The organism is Caulobacter sp. DWP3-1-3b2, from assembly GCF_049896325.1.
In the GTDB taxonomy this organism is placed as follows: domain Bacteria; phylum Pseudomonadota; class Alphaproteobacteria; order Caulobacterales; family Caulobacteraceae; genus Caulobacter.
Genome location: NZ_JAFCUB010000003.1, coordinates 89,322 through 104,846, shown reverse-complemented (window position 1 = coordinate 104,846; position 15,525 = coordinate 89,322). Strand labels below are relative to the sequence as shown.

Here is a 15,525-nt window from a genome sequence, read left to right as displayed (position 1 = left end):
TGGCCTTAGCCGGTTTTCTTTGGCGCGGCCGGAGCGGCGCCGGCCAGCGGCGCGGCGGCCGCCTGGGAAGCTGGGGCGGCGGCGGCGGGCGGCGCATTGACGGCGGCCAGGGCGGCGCGACCCTTGGCGATGGCGTCGGCCGACATCCGGTTGGCGAGGCGCTCAGTCAGGATTTTGGCTTCATTCGGCGACATGTTGGCCAGGATCATGCTGAGCGTCCGCTCCTTCATCTTGGCGGCGATCGGCAGGCGCACGGAGTCGTCCAGCAGGGCCATCCGCGCGCCGGCATCCTTGGGCTTCATGGCCGAATAGACCAGCACCAGGCGGCCGGCCTCGGCCTCCTTCTGGGCGTCGGCCTGGCCGAGCAGGCCCTGGATCTCGCCCTTCATGCCGTTCAGGGCCTTCATCTTGGTGTCGAGCTTGGCCTCTGCGGCGGCCAGCAATTGCAGTTGGACGTCGATATCCTGTTCGCGCTGATCTAGTTGGCCACGACGGGTCCCCAGGCTTTGCAGCACACGCAGCTCGGCGGGCGACAGGCCCGCTTCCTTGGCCAGGTCGTTAGCCGAGGGCGCGCAGACGCGGGGCGGCAAGGCTTGGGCGGCCGCGTCCTTCCCCACGTCGGCGGCCGATGGGGCCTTGTCGCTCTCCGGCTTGACCACGCCCTCGGCGAAGGCCTTGGCTCCGCTCAGCATGTTAGGCAGCGACTTGGCCCCGGCCAGGGCGTTGACGGCCAGCACGCCGACCACGGCGATCCCGACGATGGGCAGGATGCGCGGAACGTTTTTCATCGGCGGCCTCTAAAACTCGAACCCGGTCGCGGAGACTCTTCCGGACCATCGAACAGATCATCATCGATCCGCGCGCGTGAACGCGGGGTTTCCTTTGGCCCAGATGAGCGGGCGGCGGCAGGTGGCGGAGCGTCGCGGGGGATGCGGGCCTCGCGGTCCAGCAGCTTTTCGAAGTCCTCGGCCTTCAGCCGGCGGGCGGCTTCGGGCGAGGTCGCGGGCTCCGGCGCCCGCACCGGACGCGGGGGCGCGGCGGGACGCGGGGTGGAACGCTCGGACATCGCGCCGGGCGGCGGCGTGACCATCGGACGGTTCAGGCGCTCATCCAGCTGGGCGGCCAGGGCCTTGGCCTGGGTAATGCGGTCGCCCAGGGTATCGGCTGCCTCGTCGGTGGCGGCGCGCAGGTCGGCCAAGCCCTGTTCAGCCCGCATCGCGGCGCGGTCAAGATCGGCCACGGCCTTGGCGAAGCCTTCGTGGCTGTCGCGCAGATTCTTGAGGCGACGCTCCAGGCGCACGCCGAATATCAGCGCGAGCAGCAGCAGCACAGCCAGGAGACCGTTGAGGGCGATGGCCGTCATGCTCATTTCAGTTTCTGCACCGCTTTCCGGGCCGACGAGGTCAGGGGGGCCTCGGCCCGCACGGCGATCGAGTGGTTGCGGCGACCCATGCGGCCGCGGGTCAATGGGATCGAACCGGCGCGCAGCTCTATCAAGCTATCGGTCGTGGCGTTGAGCATCAGGGTGTCACCGACCTTCAGGTCCAGAACCCTGCTCAGGGGCAGTTGCTGTTCGTCTAGCACGGCGCGCACCTCCATCTGGGTGGTCCAGAGTTCGGTGGCCAAGTGGCCTTCCCAGATGTTGTCGCGGCCGAACTTCTCGCCCATGAACTGCTGGAGCAGCATCTTGCGGATGGGTTCGAGGGTCGCATAGGGCAGCAGAAGCTCGATTCGACCGCCCCGGTCTTCCATGTCGATGCGAAGCTTGACCAGAATCGCGGCGTTGGCCGGGCGGGCGATGGCGGCGAAGCGTGGATTGGTCTCCAGGCGGTCAAGCGTAAAGCTGACGGGATGCAGCGGTTCGAACGCCGCCTTGGCGTCGTGCAGCACCACCTCGACCATCCGCTGCACCAGCACCCGTTCGATGGTGGTGTAGGGACGCCCCTCGATGCGCATGGCCGCAGTGCCGCGACGGCCGCCCAGCAACACATCGACGATCGAGTAGATCAGGTTGGAATCGACCGTCAGCAGGCCATAATTGTCCAGCTCCTCGGCCCGGAACACGGCCAGGATGGCCGGCAGCGGGATGGAGTTTAGATAGTCGCCGAAGCGGATCGAGCTGATGTTGTCGAGGCTGACCTCGACATTGTCGGAGGTGAAGTTGCGCAAGCTGGTCGTCATCAACCGCACCAGGCGGTCGAAGACGATTTCAAGCATCGGCAGGCGCTCGTACGACACCAGCGCCGAGTTGATGATGGCGCGAATGCCGGTGCGGTCGTCATTGCCGTCGCCGGACATATCGAAGCCCAGCAGGCTGTCGATCTCGTCCTGGTTCAGGATACGCTCGGCGCCCATGGCGTCGCCGCCGCCGTCGTCCCAGCCGCCCATGCCGCCGCTGAAGTCGCCAAACTGGTTGCCGCCGCCGCCGCCGGCGCCGCCGGGCGGGTTCTCCTCGGCCCACTGGGCCATCGCGGCCTGATCGTCGATTTCGTCAGCCATATGGTTCGCCCCAACCAGCCCGCAGGCTAGTTGATCAGCATCTCCTCGATCAGGACTGCATTCACCTTGGAGGGTGCGGCGACTAGGTTCACGCGACGCAGCAGCTCGGCCCGCAGCTGGTAGCTGCCCTGGCTGCCGTTGAGATCTTCGGGGCGCAGTTCGCGCAGGAAGGTCTGGAACATGTCCTGCAGGCGCGGGAGGTTCGGCGTCAGGTTCTCGGCCGTCTCCTCGTCGGGCAGCTCGAAGGTCAGCTTCAGCTTCAGGAAGGTCGAGCGGCCGTCGGCCGCCTGCATGTTCACCACGATGTCGGGCAGGGTGTAGAACACCACGCCGTCGGGCCCCTCTTTGATCACCGGCGCGCCCGCAGCCGGAGCTGCGGCTTCGCCGCCGCCATGGCCACCCTTCTTCTCTTCCTTCTTTTCTTTCTTCTTCGGCTTTTCGTGGCCCTTCTCGGCGTGCGCCTCGGGCTTGGGCTTCAGCAGCAGGAACGTCGTGACGCCACCGCCGATCAGCACGACGGCCGCTGCGGCCGCGATGATGATCATCATCGGCGGCTTCTTCTTGGCAGGAGCTTCGCCCTCGACGGCGCCCTCTTCGCCTTCGGGGGCGGGAGCTTCCTGGGGAGGTTTCTTGGCCACGCGCGCGGTTCCTTGGAATCTATGGATCTAGTCATGCGTGGAGCATGGTTAACGATCCCTTTTGAACGCCATTTCGCCGCAGGCTGAATCTGCCCGGCAGACTCTGGCCGCAGCCCGTCGTTAACCTTCTTTTTTGTTGAAATCGTTGATTTTTCTGAGTTGGCACAAGGGTTGCTTGTGAGGACGCAGCGCATTTGTCGCGCTAGCCGTCTCGGTAACCGGTCATGGACAACGCACTGTATGTGGGACTTTCGCGGCAGATGACTCTGCGCCGCGAGCTCGACGTCGTCGCCAACAACATCGCCAACGCCAATACGACCGGTTTCAAGGTCGAGCAGCTGATGGTGCGCACCGAACCCGCCAGGCCGGCCCGCACCGCCGGCGGTTCATACCCAGTGAAATTCGTGCTCGACGACGGCGTGGCCCGCGATTTCGGCCAGGGCGCGCTGAGCAAGACCGACGGCGACTTCGACCTAGCCATCGAGGGCAACGGGTTTTTCAAGGTTTCGACCGGCAGCGGCGAGCGCTACACGCGCGACGGCCGCTTCACCATGGGCGCCGACGGCAAGCTGCTAGCCCAGAACGGCAATGCCGTTCTGGACGACGGCGGCGGCGAGATCCTGCTGGATCCGCTCAAGGGCCCCGTCACCATCGCCAAGGACGGCACGGTCAGCCAGGGCGCCGAGCGCGCCGGCAAGATCGCCGTTGTGCGGATGGCCGACCTCGCCTCGCTGCGCAAGGACGGCGACAACCTCTATCGCAACATTTCCAACGACACGCCCCAGGCGGCCACGGATGCCGTGATCCACCAGGGCATGCTGGAAGCCTCCAACGTCCAGTCGCTCAAGCAGATCGTCAAGCTCATCGAAGTGAACCGCGCCTACGAGAGCGTGGCCAAGATGATGGACCAAACCGCCGAGCTTTCCCGATCCGCCGTCGAGCGGATGGGCAAGGTCCAGTAAGGGATAACTGAAGATGCAAGCGCTCCGCACCGCCGCTACGGGCATGGCCGCCCAGCAGCTGAACGTCGAGGTCATCTCGAACAACATCGCCAACATGAACACCATCGGCTTCAAGCGTGGCCGGGCCGAGTTCCAGGATCTGATCTATCAGACCATCGAGCGGGCCGGCGCGCAGTCGTCCAGCAGTGGCAACGTGGTGCCCACCGGGGTCCAGGTCGGCGGCGGCGTCAAGGCCGGCTCGGTCTATCGGATCCACGAGCAGGGCACCCCGACCATGACCAACAACGAGTTCGACGTGGCCATCCAGGGCAAGGGCTTTCTGCAGATCCTGCTGCCCTCGGGCGAAACCGCCTACACCCGGGCCGGCAATTTCGCGACCAATGACCAAGGCCAGATCGTCACCGAGGACGGCTACACCGTCCAGCCCGGCATCACGATCCCTCAGAACGCCGTGGCCACGACCATCAGCAAGACCGGCCTTGTGCAGGTGACGATGCAAGGCAATCCCGTTCCGCAGACCGTGGGTCAGCTGGAACTGGCCAACTTCATGAACGAAGGCGGCCTCGAGGCGGTCGGCGACAACATGTACATGGAGACCGCCGCCTCGGGCGCGGCCAATATCGCCGCCCCCGGCCAGCCGGGCTTTGGCACCCTGCTGCAGAACTACACCGAGGCGTCGAACGTCGACTCGGTCAGCGAAATCACCTCGCTGATCGTCGCCCAGCGCGCCTACGAGATGAACTCCAAGGTCATCACCACCGCAGACCAGATGCTGCAGACCACCTCGAACCTGAGGTCCTAAGCTGATGAAAGCGCTCGTCCTTTCCCTCGCGGCTTTCTTGGCCGCCACGCCCGCCCTGGCCGGGAACGCCGTCTCGTTGCGATCGGACACCACCGACGCCGACGGTCGGGTCACGCTGGGCGAACTGTTCGACGGCGCGGGCGCTGCTTCGGGCATGGTCGTGGCCACCCGCGTGGGCCCGACCGCCGTGCTCGACGCCTCTCAAGTGCAGATGGCCGCCCGACGGGCGGGACTCGACTGGTCCAATCCCGCAGGCATCCGCCGGATCATCGTCCGCGGGGGCGCCGAGGGCGGGTCCAGCGGCGGCCCGACCGGCGCCCCGCGGGGCAATGTGGAAGTTCTTGCCTATGCTCGCAGCCTGGCGACCGGCGAAATCGTCCAGCCGGAAGACCTGGTCTGGGTCAAGGTCGCCGCCGCGCCCAACGACGCGCCGCGCGACGCCGACGACGTGATCGGCATGAGCGCCAAGCGACCTTTGCGCGAAGGCGCCGCCGCCAGCCTCCGAGATGTTTCCACCCCAACGGTGATCAAGGCGGGCGATATTGTCGCGGTGACCTACGAGGACGCCGGCGTGGCGTTAACCTTGCAAGGCAAGGCCATGGCGGCTGGGGCCGTGGGCGACAGCCTGATGGTCCAGAACACCGCCAGCAAGAAGATCATCGAGACCGTGGTCACCGGCCCGGGCTCCACCGCCGTCGGTCCCCAGGCCCAGCGCTTGAGGGCCTCTCGCAACACCCTGCGCTACGCCGCTCGCTAGAGCATTTCCCGACCTGACTGCGTCAGGCCGTGAGCTCTAATCTTTTGTTTTGACGCATTTTTCTTCACGCGAACCGGAACCACTTCGCTCGAAAAATGCTCTAGAAGGTCCTGCTCATGCGCCCCGCCCTCGTCGTTCTCGCCCTCGCCCTGTTGCCGCTCGCCGCCTGCTCCACCGTCACCGAGGCGGTGAAGGGTCCTGAACTGGCCCCCGTGGGTTACCCCGCGCAACTGGCGCCAATGACCCAGCAGATCATGAACCCGCCTCCGGCCGCCTCGTCCAACTCGCTATGGCGCACCGGCGCCCGCGCCTTCTTCAACGACCAGCGCGCCAGCAAGGTCGGCGACATCCTGACCGTCAATATCGACATCGATGACAGCGCCACGACCAAGAACCAGACCTCGTCGTCGCGCACCTCCAACAGTTCGCTGGGCGTGCCTAACTTCCTGGGCCTGGAGTCAAGCCTCGGGAAGATCCTGCCGGGCGGCTTCGATCCCGCCAACATGGTCAACACCAAGTCGGGCAATTCCAACGCCGGGGCCGGGGCGGTGAACCGTTCGGAAAAGATCAGCCTGACCATCGCCGCCGTTGTCTCGGGCGTGCTGCCCAACGGCAACCTGGTGATCCAGGGCACGCAAGAGGTGCGCACCAATACCGAATTGCGCCAACTGACCGTGGCCGGCATCGTGCGGCCTGAAGACATCTCCTCGGCCAACACCATCAAGCACACCCAGATCGCAGAAGCCCGCATCAGCTACGGCGGCCGCGGCGACATCAGCCGCGTGCAGAAGACCCCGGCCGGCCAGTCGCTGGTCGAGAAATTCTCGCCCTTCTAAAGGTTTGGTCCTGCACACTTGATCGGGCGGATGCGCGGGACCACCTTGCCTGGTGTCACAGCGTTCGCCCGAACTCGCCGGGCTCTGACTTCGGAGCCGGTCCTCATGCGCACCCCCCTCACTGCCTTGGTCGGCGCCGCCCTGCTGGCGACCGCCCTGCCCCTCGCCGCCCAGGCCCAGCCCTTCAACGGCCCGATGGGCGTGGCCGGACGTTGGGCAATCGACCTGCCCCGTTCCAATTTCAACACCGCCCTGACCGGCCCCGCGCCCTTGAGCGGCGAACTGGATGTCACCATCGACGACGGCAAGACCCTCGCCTGGACCCTGGTCGAGGAAGACGAGGCGGGCGTCGCCGCCCTGCAGTTCGCCGACGCCCGCCTGGACGGCACGCCGACCAAGGCCGTGGTCAATCTCACCCGTGTGACCATCAGCGTCGATCGCGTCGGCCAGAGCGCGGTGACCGTGACCACCCACGGCGATGGCGGCGCACGTCATCAGTCGATGAAGGTGACCCGGACCAATCCCGATACGCTGCTCGTCGAACAGGACATCGACGGCAAGCCGGGCCCGCCGGACCAGACGCTGACCCTCAAGCGGGTGAAGTAGAATCTACCTTCTCCCGCATGGGAGAAGGAATTATCGGTAGCTCAAGCTCCAGCTGACCGTTAGCGGCGCCGAAACCGTGGCCGCTCCGCTTGAGCATTCGGTCAGGCTGGCGAACGCCCCGGTCGGGGTGCGGTAGGCCTTCTCATTCTTCAGAGGGCGGGACTTGCAGGTCAAACCCCTCACCTTGAAGCCTCGCACATCGCCCTTTCCGAACGTCGTCGCCCCGCCCTTGCTGGCTGGCGCCGACGAAAACGACCCGAACGCCAGGTCCACGGCGCTCACCGCCCGCGACCCCTTGGGCGTAAACACGTCCGTGCGGCTGATTTTGCCGGGCTCCAGCACGTATGTGGTCCTGACGCTGAACCGGTCATCGGCGATCGGCACGTCGGTTCCCAACTTGTCGAGTTGGGACTGATCGTAGGTGACGATGGTCTTGGCACCCTTCTCCACGACCTCAACGTGGCTCGCGTAGGCCAGCGGGGTCAGGCGCGCGCCATCCGCCAGGGTGATGCGCGGCAGAAGTTGCGGGAACTCTCCATCCGCGACCCCGGCCAGCAGGCCGGGCGAAAACGGGATGGGATAATAGGGAGAGTTCTCGTGCTGGCTCTTGCCGCCATTGATGATCGGCAGGGCGATGACCCGCTTGCCGTCGCGCAGGGTGACGACCAGCCGATCGTGCTCGCCCCTGGCGAACCAGGTGAGGGTGCGCTTGGGCAAGGTGTCGAGCCAGGCCGCGTAGCCCGCGTCGGGCGCCTGCTCCTTGAAGCCCAACTCGTTCCAGATGGCGTTTGTGTAGATGTGCTGCCGCGCCAGGCTGAGGTTCTCGCCCAGGATCCGATGCTTGCCGCGATAGTCGTCGGTGCGCCGACCATGCTCCCACAGGTTCACGGAACCCATCTTCGGATCGAACCAAAAGTCCATATAGCGGGCCGTGACGCGCGAGGAAAAGGCGTAGGCCATGGTCTTTTCCTCCGGGGTCAGCACGTCCAGCTTGGCCGCCGCAGTCAGCACCTCCAGGAATGCGGTTTCGCCGTAGGTCCCGATACTGCGGCCATACTCGAAACCCTCGCCGCGTTCGTTGAGGCGGGGCAGCATCAGATCGACCGACTTGCGCAGCCAAGCCTTGACCTCCGGCGTGGCGGGCATGCCCGCCTCGATCAGGCGGTGGCTGATCTCGCCGATCAGCAGCACGCTGTAGCGGTCGAACCGCCCTTCCCCGTCGGTCTCGTCGGCGAAGCCGTATTCGCCGGAATATTTGCGATAGTGGTCGAGCGTCCGGCCCAGCAGCGCCTCGCTGGCCGAGGCGTCTTCCCAACCCAACTGGTAGCGCAGCCGCGCCACGCTGAAGGCCACGCCATAATAGTTGTTGGGCAGGTCGATGAGGGCCAGGTCGTCAGCGCCAACGAACCGCCGCCAGTCCAGCTTGACCTTCAGCTTGGCCAGAGTCTGCGGCGACACCGCCTGCTCCAGCAGGCCGGCCTCTTGCAGCATGTGCAGGGCCTGGCAGTAGTAGTAGACACCCCAGGTGTTGTTGCTGTCGTCCACCGTCATCTCGGCGATCTGGCGATAACCCTTGAGGTAGAGCTTGAATTTCGGATCATCGCGCGGTGTGTCAATCAACAGATAGGCCAGGCCGATCGCCACCTTGCCTGGCAGGAATTTGTCATCGGCGTCGAACACTTTGACGCCGTCCAGCGTCATTTCGCGTTTTTCGACCATCAGCTTGTCGAGAAGAACCGCCATCTGCGGAAGTAAGCGGGTCTCGACCGTGCGGTTCATCGGCGGCGCGGTGACGTAGACTTGGCCACGCGCGTCGGCAGGCGCCCCGGTCGCGGCCAAGACAGGAGACGCGATGACAGCCATGACGGCCGCCGTCAAAGTCAGACGTTTCGCGTTAGGTATGAGCAAGCGCAACGGCAGGATGGAGCCGACCATAGGCGGTGGCGCCGATACACGCGGCGCGAACTTGATTGGCATGGTTTCCCCACGCCGCCTTGGTCGGGGCGCTTCCTATTATTGGCTCGACCATTTGCAGCGATAAAGGTGGTTATTGTCAAGCCAATTTCAGAATTCAGGCACCTCGGGTCAGGCCAGTGAAGCCTGATTCCCTTGGCTACCAGTTGAACATGGTCCCGTCCTCCAGCCGATTTACTGGCAGGTAGGCGCGCTTGTAGGGATATTTTTCCGCCAAGGTCTCGTCGATATCCACGCCGAGGCCGGGTCGCTCGCCGGGGTGCAACATGCCGTCCTTGAAGCTGTAGGCATGGGGGAAGACCGCGTCGGTTTCTGGCGTATGGCGCATATATTCTTGCAGGCCGAAATTGCTGACCGACAGGTCGAAATGCAAGGCGGCGGCCATGGTGATCGGCGACAGGTCCGTGGCGCCGTGGCAGCCCGTGCGCACATGGTGCAGGTCGGCGAAGGCGGCGATCTTGCGCAGATTGGTAATACCGCCTGCATGCAACACCGTGGCGCGCAGATAGTCTATCAGTTGCTCCTCGATCAGCGTCTTGCAGTCCCAGACATGACTGAAGATCTCGCCCACCGCGAGTGGCGTGGTGGTGTGCTGGCGGATCAAACGGAACCCGGCCTGGTTCTCGGCGGGCACCGCGTCTTCCAGCCAGAACAGACGGTACGGCTCCAGGTCCTTGCCAAGACGGCCAGCTTCGATCGGCGTCAGGCGATGGTGGACGTCATGCAGCAGATGGATGTCGTCGCCCAGCGCCTCGCGCGCCGCCTCGAACAGCTTGGGGGCGTGCTTGATATACCGGGCCGTTGACCAGAGGTTCTCGGTGGGCAAGGCGCCGTCGGCCGGCTCGTAGTACATCTTGTCGCCCGACACGCCATAGGTGCTGGCGAGACCCGGTACGCCCGTCTGCAGGCGAATGGCCTTGTAGCCCAAGGCCTTGTATTTTTGGGCTTCGGCGATTGTGTCCTCGATCGTCTCGCCATTGGCGTGGCCATAGACCGTGACGCCCTCGCGGCAGGCGCCGCCGAGAAGTTGGTACAGCGGCAAGCCGGCGACCTTGGCCTTGATGTCCCATAGCGCCATGTCCACCGCCGCCAGGGCGGTCATCGCCACCGGGCCACCGCGCCAATAGGAACCGCGATAGAAGAACTGCCAGATATCCTCGATCCGGTGTGCGTCCCTGCCGATCAGGCAGGGAATCATGTGATCGCGCAAAAAGCTGACCACGGCCATTTCACGGCCGTTGAGGGTCGCGTCGCCCACGCCATAGACGCCTTCGGACGTGGTGATCTTCAAGGTGATGAAGTTACGCCCTGGGCAGGTGACGATAACCTTGGCGTCTAGAATCTTGAGCATGGAACCGCTATGTCTGCGCTGTCGAAGTGGTCTGACCAATCCATAGCGACGATAATACAATTGCGCCAGTGCGAAGCGGCGTGGCGTCTCGTGCGACCTTGCTCTACCTTGGCGCTGGCCCCGCGATGCGCGCTGGGCGGGAAAGTCGCATGACCACGTCGACCGCAGAAACCCGTAAGCTCTACCAGCAGGTCGCCAACGCGATCGCCGCCTCGATCCGCGACGGGGCCTTCCAGCCCGGTCACCGGCTACCGTCGGAGCGTGATCTGGCGGAAGACTACAAGGTCAGCCGCCCCACCGTGCGCGAAGCGATGATCGCCCTGGAGATCCGAGGCCTGGTCGAGGCCCGCCACGGGTCGGGCGTGTATGTCACCGAGGCCGCGCCGGTCGAAGCCCCCGCCCCCGAGCTCGACATCGGCGCGTTCGAACTGACCGAAGCCCGCCGGCTGATCGAGGGCGAGTCCTGCGCCCTGGCGGCCACCACCATCACAGACCAGGAACTGATCGACCTGGAAAAGATCGTCGACGACATGGTCGAGGAGAACGAGCACGACGTGCGCGGCGATCTCGCCGACCGTCGTTTTCACGTCACCATTGCCCGGGCCACCCGCAACAGCGCCCTCGTCACCGTGGTCGAGAACCTCTGGGACCTGCGCTACAAGTCACCGCTGTGCCGGGCCATGCTGGAACGCGCTCGCCAGGTGGGCGTCCGCCCGCTGATCGATGACCACCAGGAAATCCTCACCGCCCTGCAGGGGCGCGACCCCAAGGCGGCGCGCAATGCGATGCGCGAGCACCTGGGCCGCGTCATCGACAACCTGCTGACCGCCACCGAAATCGACGCCATGCAGCAGGCCCGTAACGAGGTTGCCGCCCGTCGCAACGAGCTGGCGCGTCGCTCGCTGATCTAGCCGCTTTCGGAAGATAGGATGGGCGACTGGGGGGAAGGACCCAGCCGCCCGTCGCCGGCCGACCCCGGGAGGAGGTGCGGTGAAGGACAAGTCCACCGCGCGGGCCGACGAGGTTCTGTGGATCAGCATATCCATGTTCCCTTGTCGTGCAAGATAATTGGCCTGACCGTATTTGGTGGGCTCGCGGATTGGCCAGGGCGCCTTGCTAGGCGGCGTATGGCTGTCTTCCCCTTGACCGGCCATCAAACAGACCTAGCACTAGTGACAGACGTGGCCGCATAAGCCATGCGACCCTGGGGAAATCGACACATGCGCGCGAGCCTGACCATCGCCCTTGCCGCCTTGGCCCTCATCGCCGGCGGCGCGGCCCAAGCCAAGCCGGCCTCGCCCGTCCCAGCAACGGATCGGGTCACGGCGCACCAGGCGCTGGCCTTGGGCCGCCAGGTCGCCGACTGGCAGCTGTCGCACATGGACAGCTTTGACTACACACGCGCCCACCTGGCCAAGACAGTCGATCCGAAAGGCTGGATCCAAGGTGCGCTGTTCGTGGGCCTGTCCGCCTTCGCCGAGCGTACCGGCGACTCGCGCTACGCCCAGGCCGTGCGCGCCCACGGGGTTTCGCAGAACTGGGGACTAGGCCGCCGCCCCTTGCACGCCGACGACCATGTAATCGGCCAGTCCTGGCTATGGGTCTATTCCAAGGACCACGACCCCGCCCAGATCGCGGCCCTGCGCGCTCGCTTCGACGCAATTCTGGCCGCACCGCCACAGCAGGCCGACTTGACCTTCATCGAAGGCACGGAAGACCAACCTTGCCAGCTTCGCTGGTGCTGGAGCGACGCGCTGTTCATGGGACCCGCTGGCTGGACCGGCCTGTCCCAGGCTACCGGCGACCCGCGCTATGCGGCCTATGGCGACACGGAGTTCTGGGCCGCCACCGACTGGCTGTTCGACGAGAAGGAGCATCTCTACTACCGCGATAGCCGCTACTTCGATCGCCGAGACGACAAGGGCCGCAAGATCTTCTGGAGCCGGGGGAATGGCTGGGTCTATGCCGGCGTCGTCGACATCCTCAAGACCCTCCCCGCCGACTATCCCTCGCGCCCACGCTACGAGGCGCTGTTTCGGAAAATGTCGGCGCGGCTCATCACCCTGCAGAAAGCGGACGGCTATTGGGCCCCGTCCCTACTGGCCCCTGAGCACGCCCCGCCAGAGACCAGCGGCACCGGCTTCTTCGTCTATGGCCTGGCCTATGGCGTGAACCATGGCCTGTTGAAGGGTCCTGAATACAAGGCGGCCGTGGCCAAGGGCTGGACGGCTCTGGTCGGGGCCGTCCAGTCCGACGGCAAGCTGGGTTGGGTGCAGCAGGTCGGTTACGCGCCGGACGAGGTCCGCGCCGACGACACCCAGCTCTACGGCGTCGGGGCCTTCCTGCTGGCCGCCTCTGAGGTCGGAGCGCGCTAGAGCATTTTTCGAGCGAACTGGTTCCGGTTCGCGCGAAGAAAAATGCGTAAAAACAGAAGATTAGAGCTCACGGCCTGACGCAGTCAGGTCGGGAAATGCTCTAGAACCGGCCCCCGCGTCTTCCCATCTGAAGGGGGCCGAACGCGCTCAAGGATCGCCATGATCAAGACCGTCAACATCGTCTGCCCGCATTGCGACGCCACCAATCGCCTGCCTGCGGCGCGCGACGCCAAGGCCGCGAAATGCGGCCGCTGCACCAAGCCGTTGTTCGAGGGGCAGCCGGTCAATCTGACCACCGCGCGCTTCCGCAAGCACTTGTCAGCCAGCCAGATCCCCATCGTCGCCGATTTCTGGGCCGCCTGGTGCGGGCCCTGCAAGGCTGTCGCCCCGATCTTCGCCAAGGCCGCCGTTGATCTGGAGCCCCGCGCCCGGTTCGTGAAGATCGATGTCGATGCGGAGCCCGCCCTCTCCGAGGCCCACGGCGTGCGCGGCATTCCATCGCTGTTCCTGTTCAAGGACGGTAAGGTCGCCGCGCACCAGGCGGGCCTGCCCGATCCCGGTGTCTTCCGCCGCTGGCTCGACGAGCACGCCCCCGCCTGACGGACCGGACCTAGTGGCTCGGCTTCGCGTTTAGTTTCCAGACAACATAGAGGGAGAAAGACCGCCATGACCAAGGCCCTGTCCAAGACTTATCGCGCCGCGCTGATCGGCGCCCCGGCGGTGCTTCTGCTGTCGGCATGCGGCGGCGGGCCGGCCTTGCCGACCGACCAGGGTTACGGCGCCAATCCCACATTGCCCGCAGCCAAGAAGCAGGCGTTTCCGGTCATGAAGATCGCCCCCGCTGTCGGCTGGGCCAATGGCCAGACGCCCGACGCAGCCCCCGGCTTCGTGGTCACCGCCCTGGTCCGCGACCTCGACCACCCGAGGTGGCTGTACGTCCTTCCCAATGGCGATGTGCTGATCGCCGAGACCAACGCCCCGCCCAAGCCCGAGGACGGCAAGGGCATCCGGGGTTTCGTCCAGAAGATCGTCATGGGCCGAGCTGGCGCCACCGTGCCCTCGGCCAATCGCATCACCCTGGTGCGCGACGCCAATAATGACGGCACGCCCGAGGTTCGCACGGTCTTCCTGGCCAATCTCAGCTCGCCGTTCGGCATGGCCCTGGTCGGCGACACCTTCTATGTCGCCGACAGCGACGCCTTGCTGGCCTTCCCCTACCAGGCCGGCCAGACCCAGATCACCACCGCCCCGCGCAAGGTCGTCGACCTGCCCGCCGGCCCGATCAACCACCACTGGACCAAGAACGTCATCGCCAGCCCGGACGGGTCCAAGCTGTATGTGACCGTCGGCTCCAACAGCAATGTCGGCGAGAACGGCATGGCCGCCGAGGAGCGGCGGGCGGGCATCCTGGAGATCGACCCGGCCACGGGCGCCAGCCGGGTATTCGCCTCGGGCCTCCGCAATCCCAACGGCATGGCCTGGCAACCGCAAAGCGGCAAGCTATGGACTAGCGTCAATGAGCGCGACGAGATCGGCAACGACCTCGTTCCCGACTACATGACCTCGGTCCAGGACGGCGGCTTCTATGGCTGGCCCTACAGCTATTACGGTCAGACGGTGGACGCCCGCGTCAAGCCGCGCCGTCCTGACCTGGTGGCCAGGGCGATCAAGCCCGACTACGCGCTGGGGGCCCATACCGCCTCGTTGGGACTGACCTTCTACGACGCCAGCGCCTTCCCGGCGCGCTATAAGGGTGGTGCGTTCATCGGCCAGCACGGCTCGTGGAACCGCAAGCCGGTCAATGGGTACAAGGTGACCTTCGTGCCCTTCGCCAATGGCATGCCGTCGGGAAAGCCGGAAGACTTCTTGACCGGCTTCCTCAACGCCCAGGGTGAAGCCCTCGGCCGTCCTGTGGGCGTGGCTATCGAAAAGAGCGGAGCCCTGTTGGTAGCCGATGATGTCGGCAATGTGATCTGGCGGGTCACCGCGACGAAGAACACGCCCGGCGCCAAGCCCGCGCCCTGATCGTCTTGGCCGAACCGGTAGGCGCCCCGGCGTCGGCGTGTCACATGGCGGCCATGCCGCCATGGCGCTAGGAAGGGACAGTCGCAGCTTTCAGCTTTCCGGGGACCCTATGAGCCTGACCTTTCTGATCGGCGCCTGTATCGGCTCAGGCGTTTTCATCGTGCTTGGGCGCGGTCCAGCCCAGAAGCTGGTTGAGGCCTTGCAGACCGTGATCGGCAAGCCGCGCTAGCTTTCGGCCAAAAGCATCACACCGTCGCCAAGGTTTTCGTGCCGACAAACACGCAAGCGTTCCGGAACGAAGTCTAGGCGTAGGCCTTTATTTTGCATCGGCGCGCGGTTCGCACGCCCAACGATGCCAAGGAGGCGTTCATGTCTATTCTAGCGTGGGTCGTGCTGGGTCTCGTGGCCGGTTTCATCGCCAGCAAGCTTGTCAGCCGCAGTGGCGGCAGCTTGGTCGTGGATCTGGTGCTGGGGATCATCGGCGCCGTCGTCGGCGGCTTTCTGTTCAATCAGTTCGGCGCCGCTGGCGTCTCGGGACTGAACCTCTACAGCCTGCTGGTCGCGGTGATCGGCGCGGTTGTTGTCCTAGCGATCTATCACGCCTTCACCGGTCGCCGAGCGGTCTAACGTCGCTCATTGACACCGATACGGAACAGCGCCTTCGGCCACTGCCGGAGGCGCTTTTTCATGCGCGTCGCAC

General features: G+C 65.3%; 16 protein-coding genes. 10 read left to right on the top strand and 6 right to left on the bottom strand.

Features of this window, described 5'->3' with window-relative positions; all coding sequences use genetic code 11:
- Positions 1–5: 5 nt before the first annotated feature.
- The 4 genes from ACP7AG_RS03100 to fliL are packed head-to-tail and all read right to left on the bottom strand — an operon-like array spanning position 6 to position 3,137.
- On the bottom strand, positions 6–788 hold the full coding sequence (locus ACP7AG_RS03100; RefSeq protein WP_426013635.1) for a MotE family protein: 783 nt from the start codon (positions 786–788) through the stop codon (positions 6–8).
- Positions 785–1,369 (bottom strand): DUF6468 domain-containing protein, encoded by a 585-nt coding sequence (locus ACP7AG_RS03095; protein WP_426013637.1) that lies wholly within the window; start codon positions 1,367–1,369, stop codon positions 785–787. The genes ACP7AG_RS03100 and ACP7AG_RS03095 overlap by 4 nt, the downstream gene beginning before the upstream one ends.
- A complete protein-coding gene (gene fliM / locus ACP7AG_RS03090; protein WP_426029753.1) occupies positions 1,366–2,499 on the bottom strand; it encodes a flagellar motor switch protein FliM in 1,134 nt (377 codons plus the stop codon). Before fliM ends, ACP7AG_RS03095 begins: the two co-directional genes overlap by 4 nt.
- 26 nt (positions 2,500–2,525) lie before the next feature.
- The gene (gene fliL, locus ACP7AG_RS03085; protein ID WP_426013641.1) at positions 2,526–3,137 is read right to left on the bottom strand and encodes a flagellar basal body-associated protein FliL; all 612 of its coding nucleotides are present in this window, start codon (positions 3,135–3,137) and stop codon (positions 2,526–2,528) included.
- Positions 3,138–3,361: 224 nt separating this feature from the next.
- Here fliL and flgF point away from each other — a divergent pair, with 224 nt between their 5' ends.
- The 5 genes from flgF (at position 3,362) to ACP7AG_RS03060 (ending at position 7,100) form a co-directional block, all read left to right on the top strand.
- Complete coding sequence (gene flgF / locus ACP7AG_RS03080; protein ID WP_426013642.1) at positions 3,362–4,099, top strand: flagellar basal-body rod protein FlgF; 738 nt, start codon at positions 3,362–3,364, stop codon at positions 4,097–4,099.
- A gap of 13 nt (positions 4,100–4,112) precedes the next feature.
- On the top strand, positions 4,113–4,901 hold the full coding sequence (flgG, locus tag ACP7AG_RS03075) for a flagellar basal-body rod protein FlgG (protein ID WP_426013644.1): 789 nt from the start codon (positions 4,113–4,115) through the stop codon (positions 4,899–4,901).
- 4 nt (positions 4,902–4,905) lie between these two features.
- Entirely contained in the window at positions 4,906–5,658 is a 753-nt protein-coding gene (gene flgA, locus ACP7AG_RS03070) for a flagellar basal body P-ring formation chaperone FlgA (protein ID WP_426029752.1), read from the top strand.
- Between the two features lie 116 nt (positions 5,659–5,774).
- Positions 5,775–6,494 (top strand): flagellar basal body L-ring protein FlgH, encoded by a 720-nt coding sequence (gene flgH / locus ACP7AG_RS03065; protein ID WP_426029751.1) that lies wholly within the window; start codon positions 5,775–5,777, stop codon positions 6,492–6,494.
- Positions 6,495–6,599: 105 nt separating this feature from the next.
- Positions 6,600–7,100, top strand: coding sequence for a hypothetical protein (locus tag ACP7AG_RS03060; RefSeq protein WP_426029750.1), 501 nt, complete (start codon positions 6,600–6,602; stop codon positions 7,098–7,100).
- Between the two features lie 30 nt (positions 7,101–7,130).
- On the opposite strand, the gene ACP7AG_RS03055 is transcribed toward ACP7AG_RS03060, so the two are convergent.
- A complete protein-coding gene (locus ACP7AG_RS03055; RefSeq protein WP_426029749.1) occupies positions 7,131–8,963 on the bottom strand; it encodes a hypothetical protein in 1,833 nt (610 codons plus the stop codon).
- Positions 8,964–9,213: 250 nt separating this feature from the next.
- Positions 9,214–10,425, bottom strand: coding sequence for a D-mannonate dehydratase ManD (gene manD, locus ACP7AG_RS03050; RefSeq protein WP_426029748.1), 1,212 nt, complete (start codon positions 10,423–10,425; stop codon positions 9,214–9,216).
- 149 nt (positions 10,426–10,574) lie between these two features.
- On the opposite strand from manD, the gene ACP7AG_RS03045 reads away from it, so the two are divergent.
- The 5 genes from ACP7AG_RS03045 to ACP7AG_RS03025 all read left to right on the top strand — a co-directional run bounded on the left by ACP7AG_RS03045 (position 10,575) and on the right by ACP7AG_RS03025 (position 15,452).
- Positions 10,575–11,336, top strand: a complete 762-nt coding sequence (locus ACP7AG_RS03045; RefSeq protein WP_426029747.1) for a FadR/GntR family transcriptional regulator — start codon at positions 10,575–10,577, stop codon at positions 11,334–11,336.
- A 309-nt stretch (positions 11,337–11,645) separates the two neighbouring features.
- On the top strand, positions 11,646–12,800 hold the full coding sequence (locus ACP7AG_RS03040; protein WP_426029746.1) for a glycoside hydrolase family 88/105 protein: 1,155 nt from the start codon (positions 11,646–11,648) through the stop codon (positions 12,798–12,800).
- A 159-nt stretch (positions 12,801–12,959) separates the two neighbouring features.
- Entirely contained in the window at positions 12,960–13,400 is a 441-nt protein-coding gene (trxC, locus tag ACP7AG_RS03035; protein WP_426029745.1) for a thioredoxin TrxC, read from the top strand.
- A gap of 66 nt (positions 13,401–13,466) precedes the next feature.
- Positions 13,467–14,825 carry a PQQ-dependent sugar dehydrogenase gene (locus tag ACP7AG_RS03030; RefSeq protein ID WP_426029744.1) on the top strand — a complete coding sequence of 453 codons (1,359 nt, stop codon included), beginning with the start codon at positions 13,467–13,469 and terminating at the stop codon, positions 14,823–14,825.
- A 369-nt stretch (positions 14,826–15,194) separates the two neighbouring features.
- Positions 15,195–15,452, top strand: coding sequence for a GlsB/YeaQ/YmgE family stress response membrane protein (locus tag ACP7AG_RS03025; protein ID WP_426013659.1), 258 nt, complete (start codon positions 15,195–15,197; stop codon positions 15,450–15,452).
- The last annotated feature ends 73 nt before the right edge of the window (positions 15,453–15,525 follow it).

What these genes read in the sequence shown, in the direction of transcription:
- ACP7AG_RS03100 (WP_426013635.1), bottom strand. Translation starts at nt 788, where the DNA reads ATGAAAAACGTTCCGCGCATCCTGCCCATCGTCGGGATCGCCGTGGTC.
- ACP7AG_RS03095 (WP_426013637.1), bottom strand. Translation starts at nt 1,369, where the DNA reads ATGAGCATGACGGCCATCGCCCTCAACGGTCTCCTGGCTGTGCTGCTG.
- fliM (WP_426029753.1), bottom strand. Translation starts at nt 2,499, where the DNA reads ATGGCTGACGAAATCGACGATCAGGCCGCGATGGCCCAGTGGGCCGAG.
- flgF (WP_426013642.1), top strand. Translation starts at nt 3,362, where the DNA reads ATGGACAACGCACTGTATGTGGGACTTTCGCGGCAGATGACTCTGCGC.
- flgG (WP_426013644.1), top strand. Translation starts at nt 4,113, where the DNA reads ATGCAAGCGCTCCGCACCGCCGCTACGGGCATGGCCGCCCAGCAGCTG.
- flgA (WP_426029752.1), top strand. Translation starts at nt 4,906, where the DNA reads ATGAAAGCGCTCGTCCTTTCCCTCGCGGCTTTCTTGGCCGCCACGCCC.
- flgH (WP_426029751.1), top strand. Translation starts at nt 5,775, where the DNA reads ATGCGCCCCGCCCTCGTCGTTCTCGCCCTCGCCCTGTTGCCGCTCGCC.
- ACP7AG_RS03060 (WP_426029750.1), top strand. Translation starts at nt 6,600, where the DNA reads ATGCGCACCCCCCTCACTGCCTTGGTCGGCGCCGCCCTGCTGGCGACC.
- ACP7AG_RS03055 (WP_426029749.1), bottom strand. Translation starts at nt 8,963, where the DNA reads ATGGCTGTCATCGCGTCTCCTGTCTTGGCCGCGACCGGGGCGCCTGCC.
- manD (WP_426029748.1), bottom strand. Translation starts at nt 10,425, where the DNA reads ATGCTCAAGATTCTAGACGCCAAGGTTATCGTCACCTGCCCAGGGCGT.
- ACP7AG_RS03045 (WP_426029747.1), top strand. Translation starts at nt 10,575, where the DNA reads ATGACCACGTCGACCGCAGAAACCCGTAAGCTCTACCAGCAGGTCGCC.
- ACP7AG_RS03040 (WP_426029746.1), top strand. Translation starts at nt 11,646, where the DNA reads ATGCGCGCGAGCCTGACCATCGCCCTTGCCGCCTTGGCCCTCATCGCC.
- trxC (WP_426029745.1), top strand. Translation starts at nt 12,960, where the DNA reads ATGATCAAGACCGTCAACATCGTCTGCCCGCATTGCGACGCCACCAAT.
- ACP7AG_RS03030 (WP_426029744.1), top strand. Translation starts at nt 13,467, where the DNA reads ATGACCAAGGCCCTGTCCAAGACTTATCGCGCCGCGCTGATCGGCGCC.
- ACP7AG_RS03025 (WP_426013659.1), top strand. Translation starts at nt 15,195, where the DNA reads ATGTCTATTCTAGCGTGGGTCGTGCTGGGTCTCGTGGCCGGTTTCATC.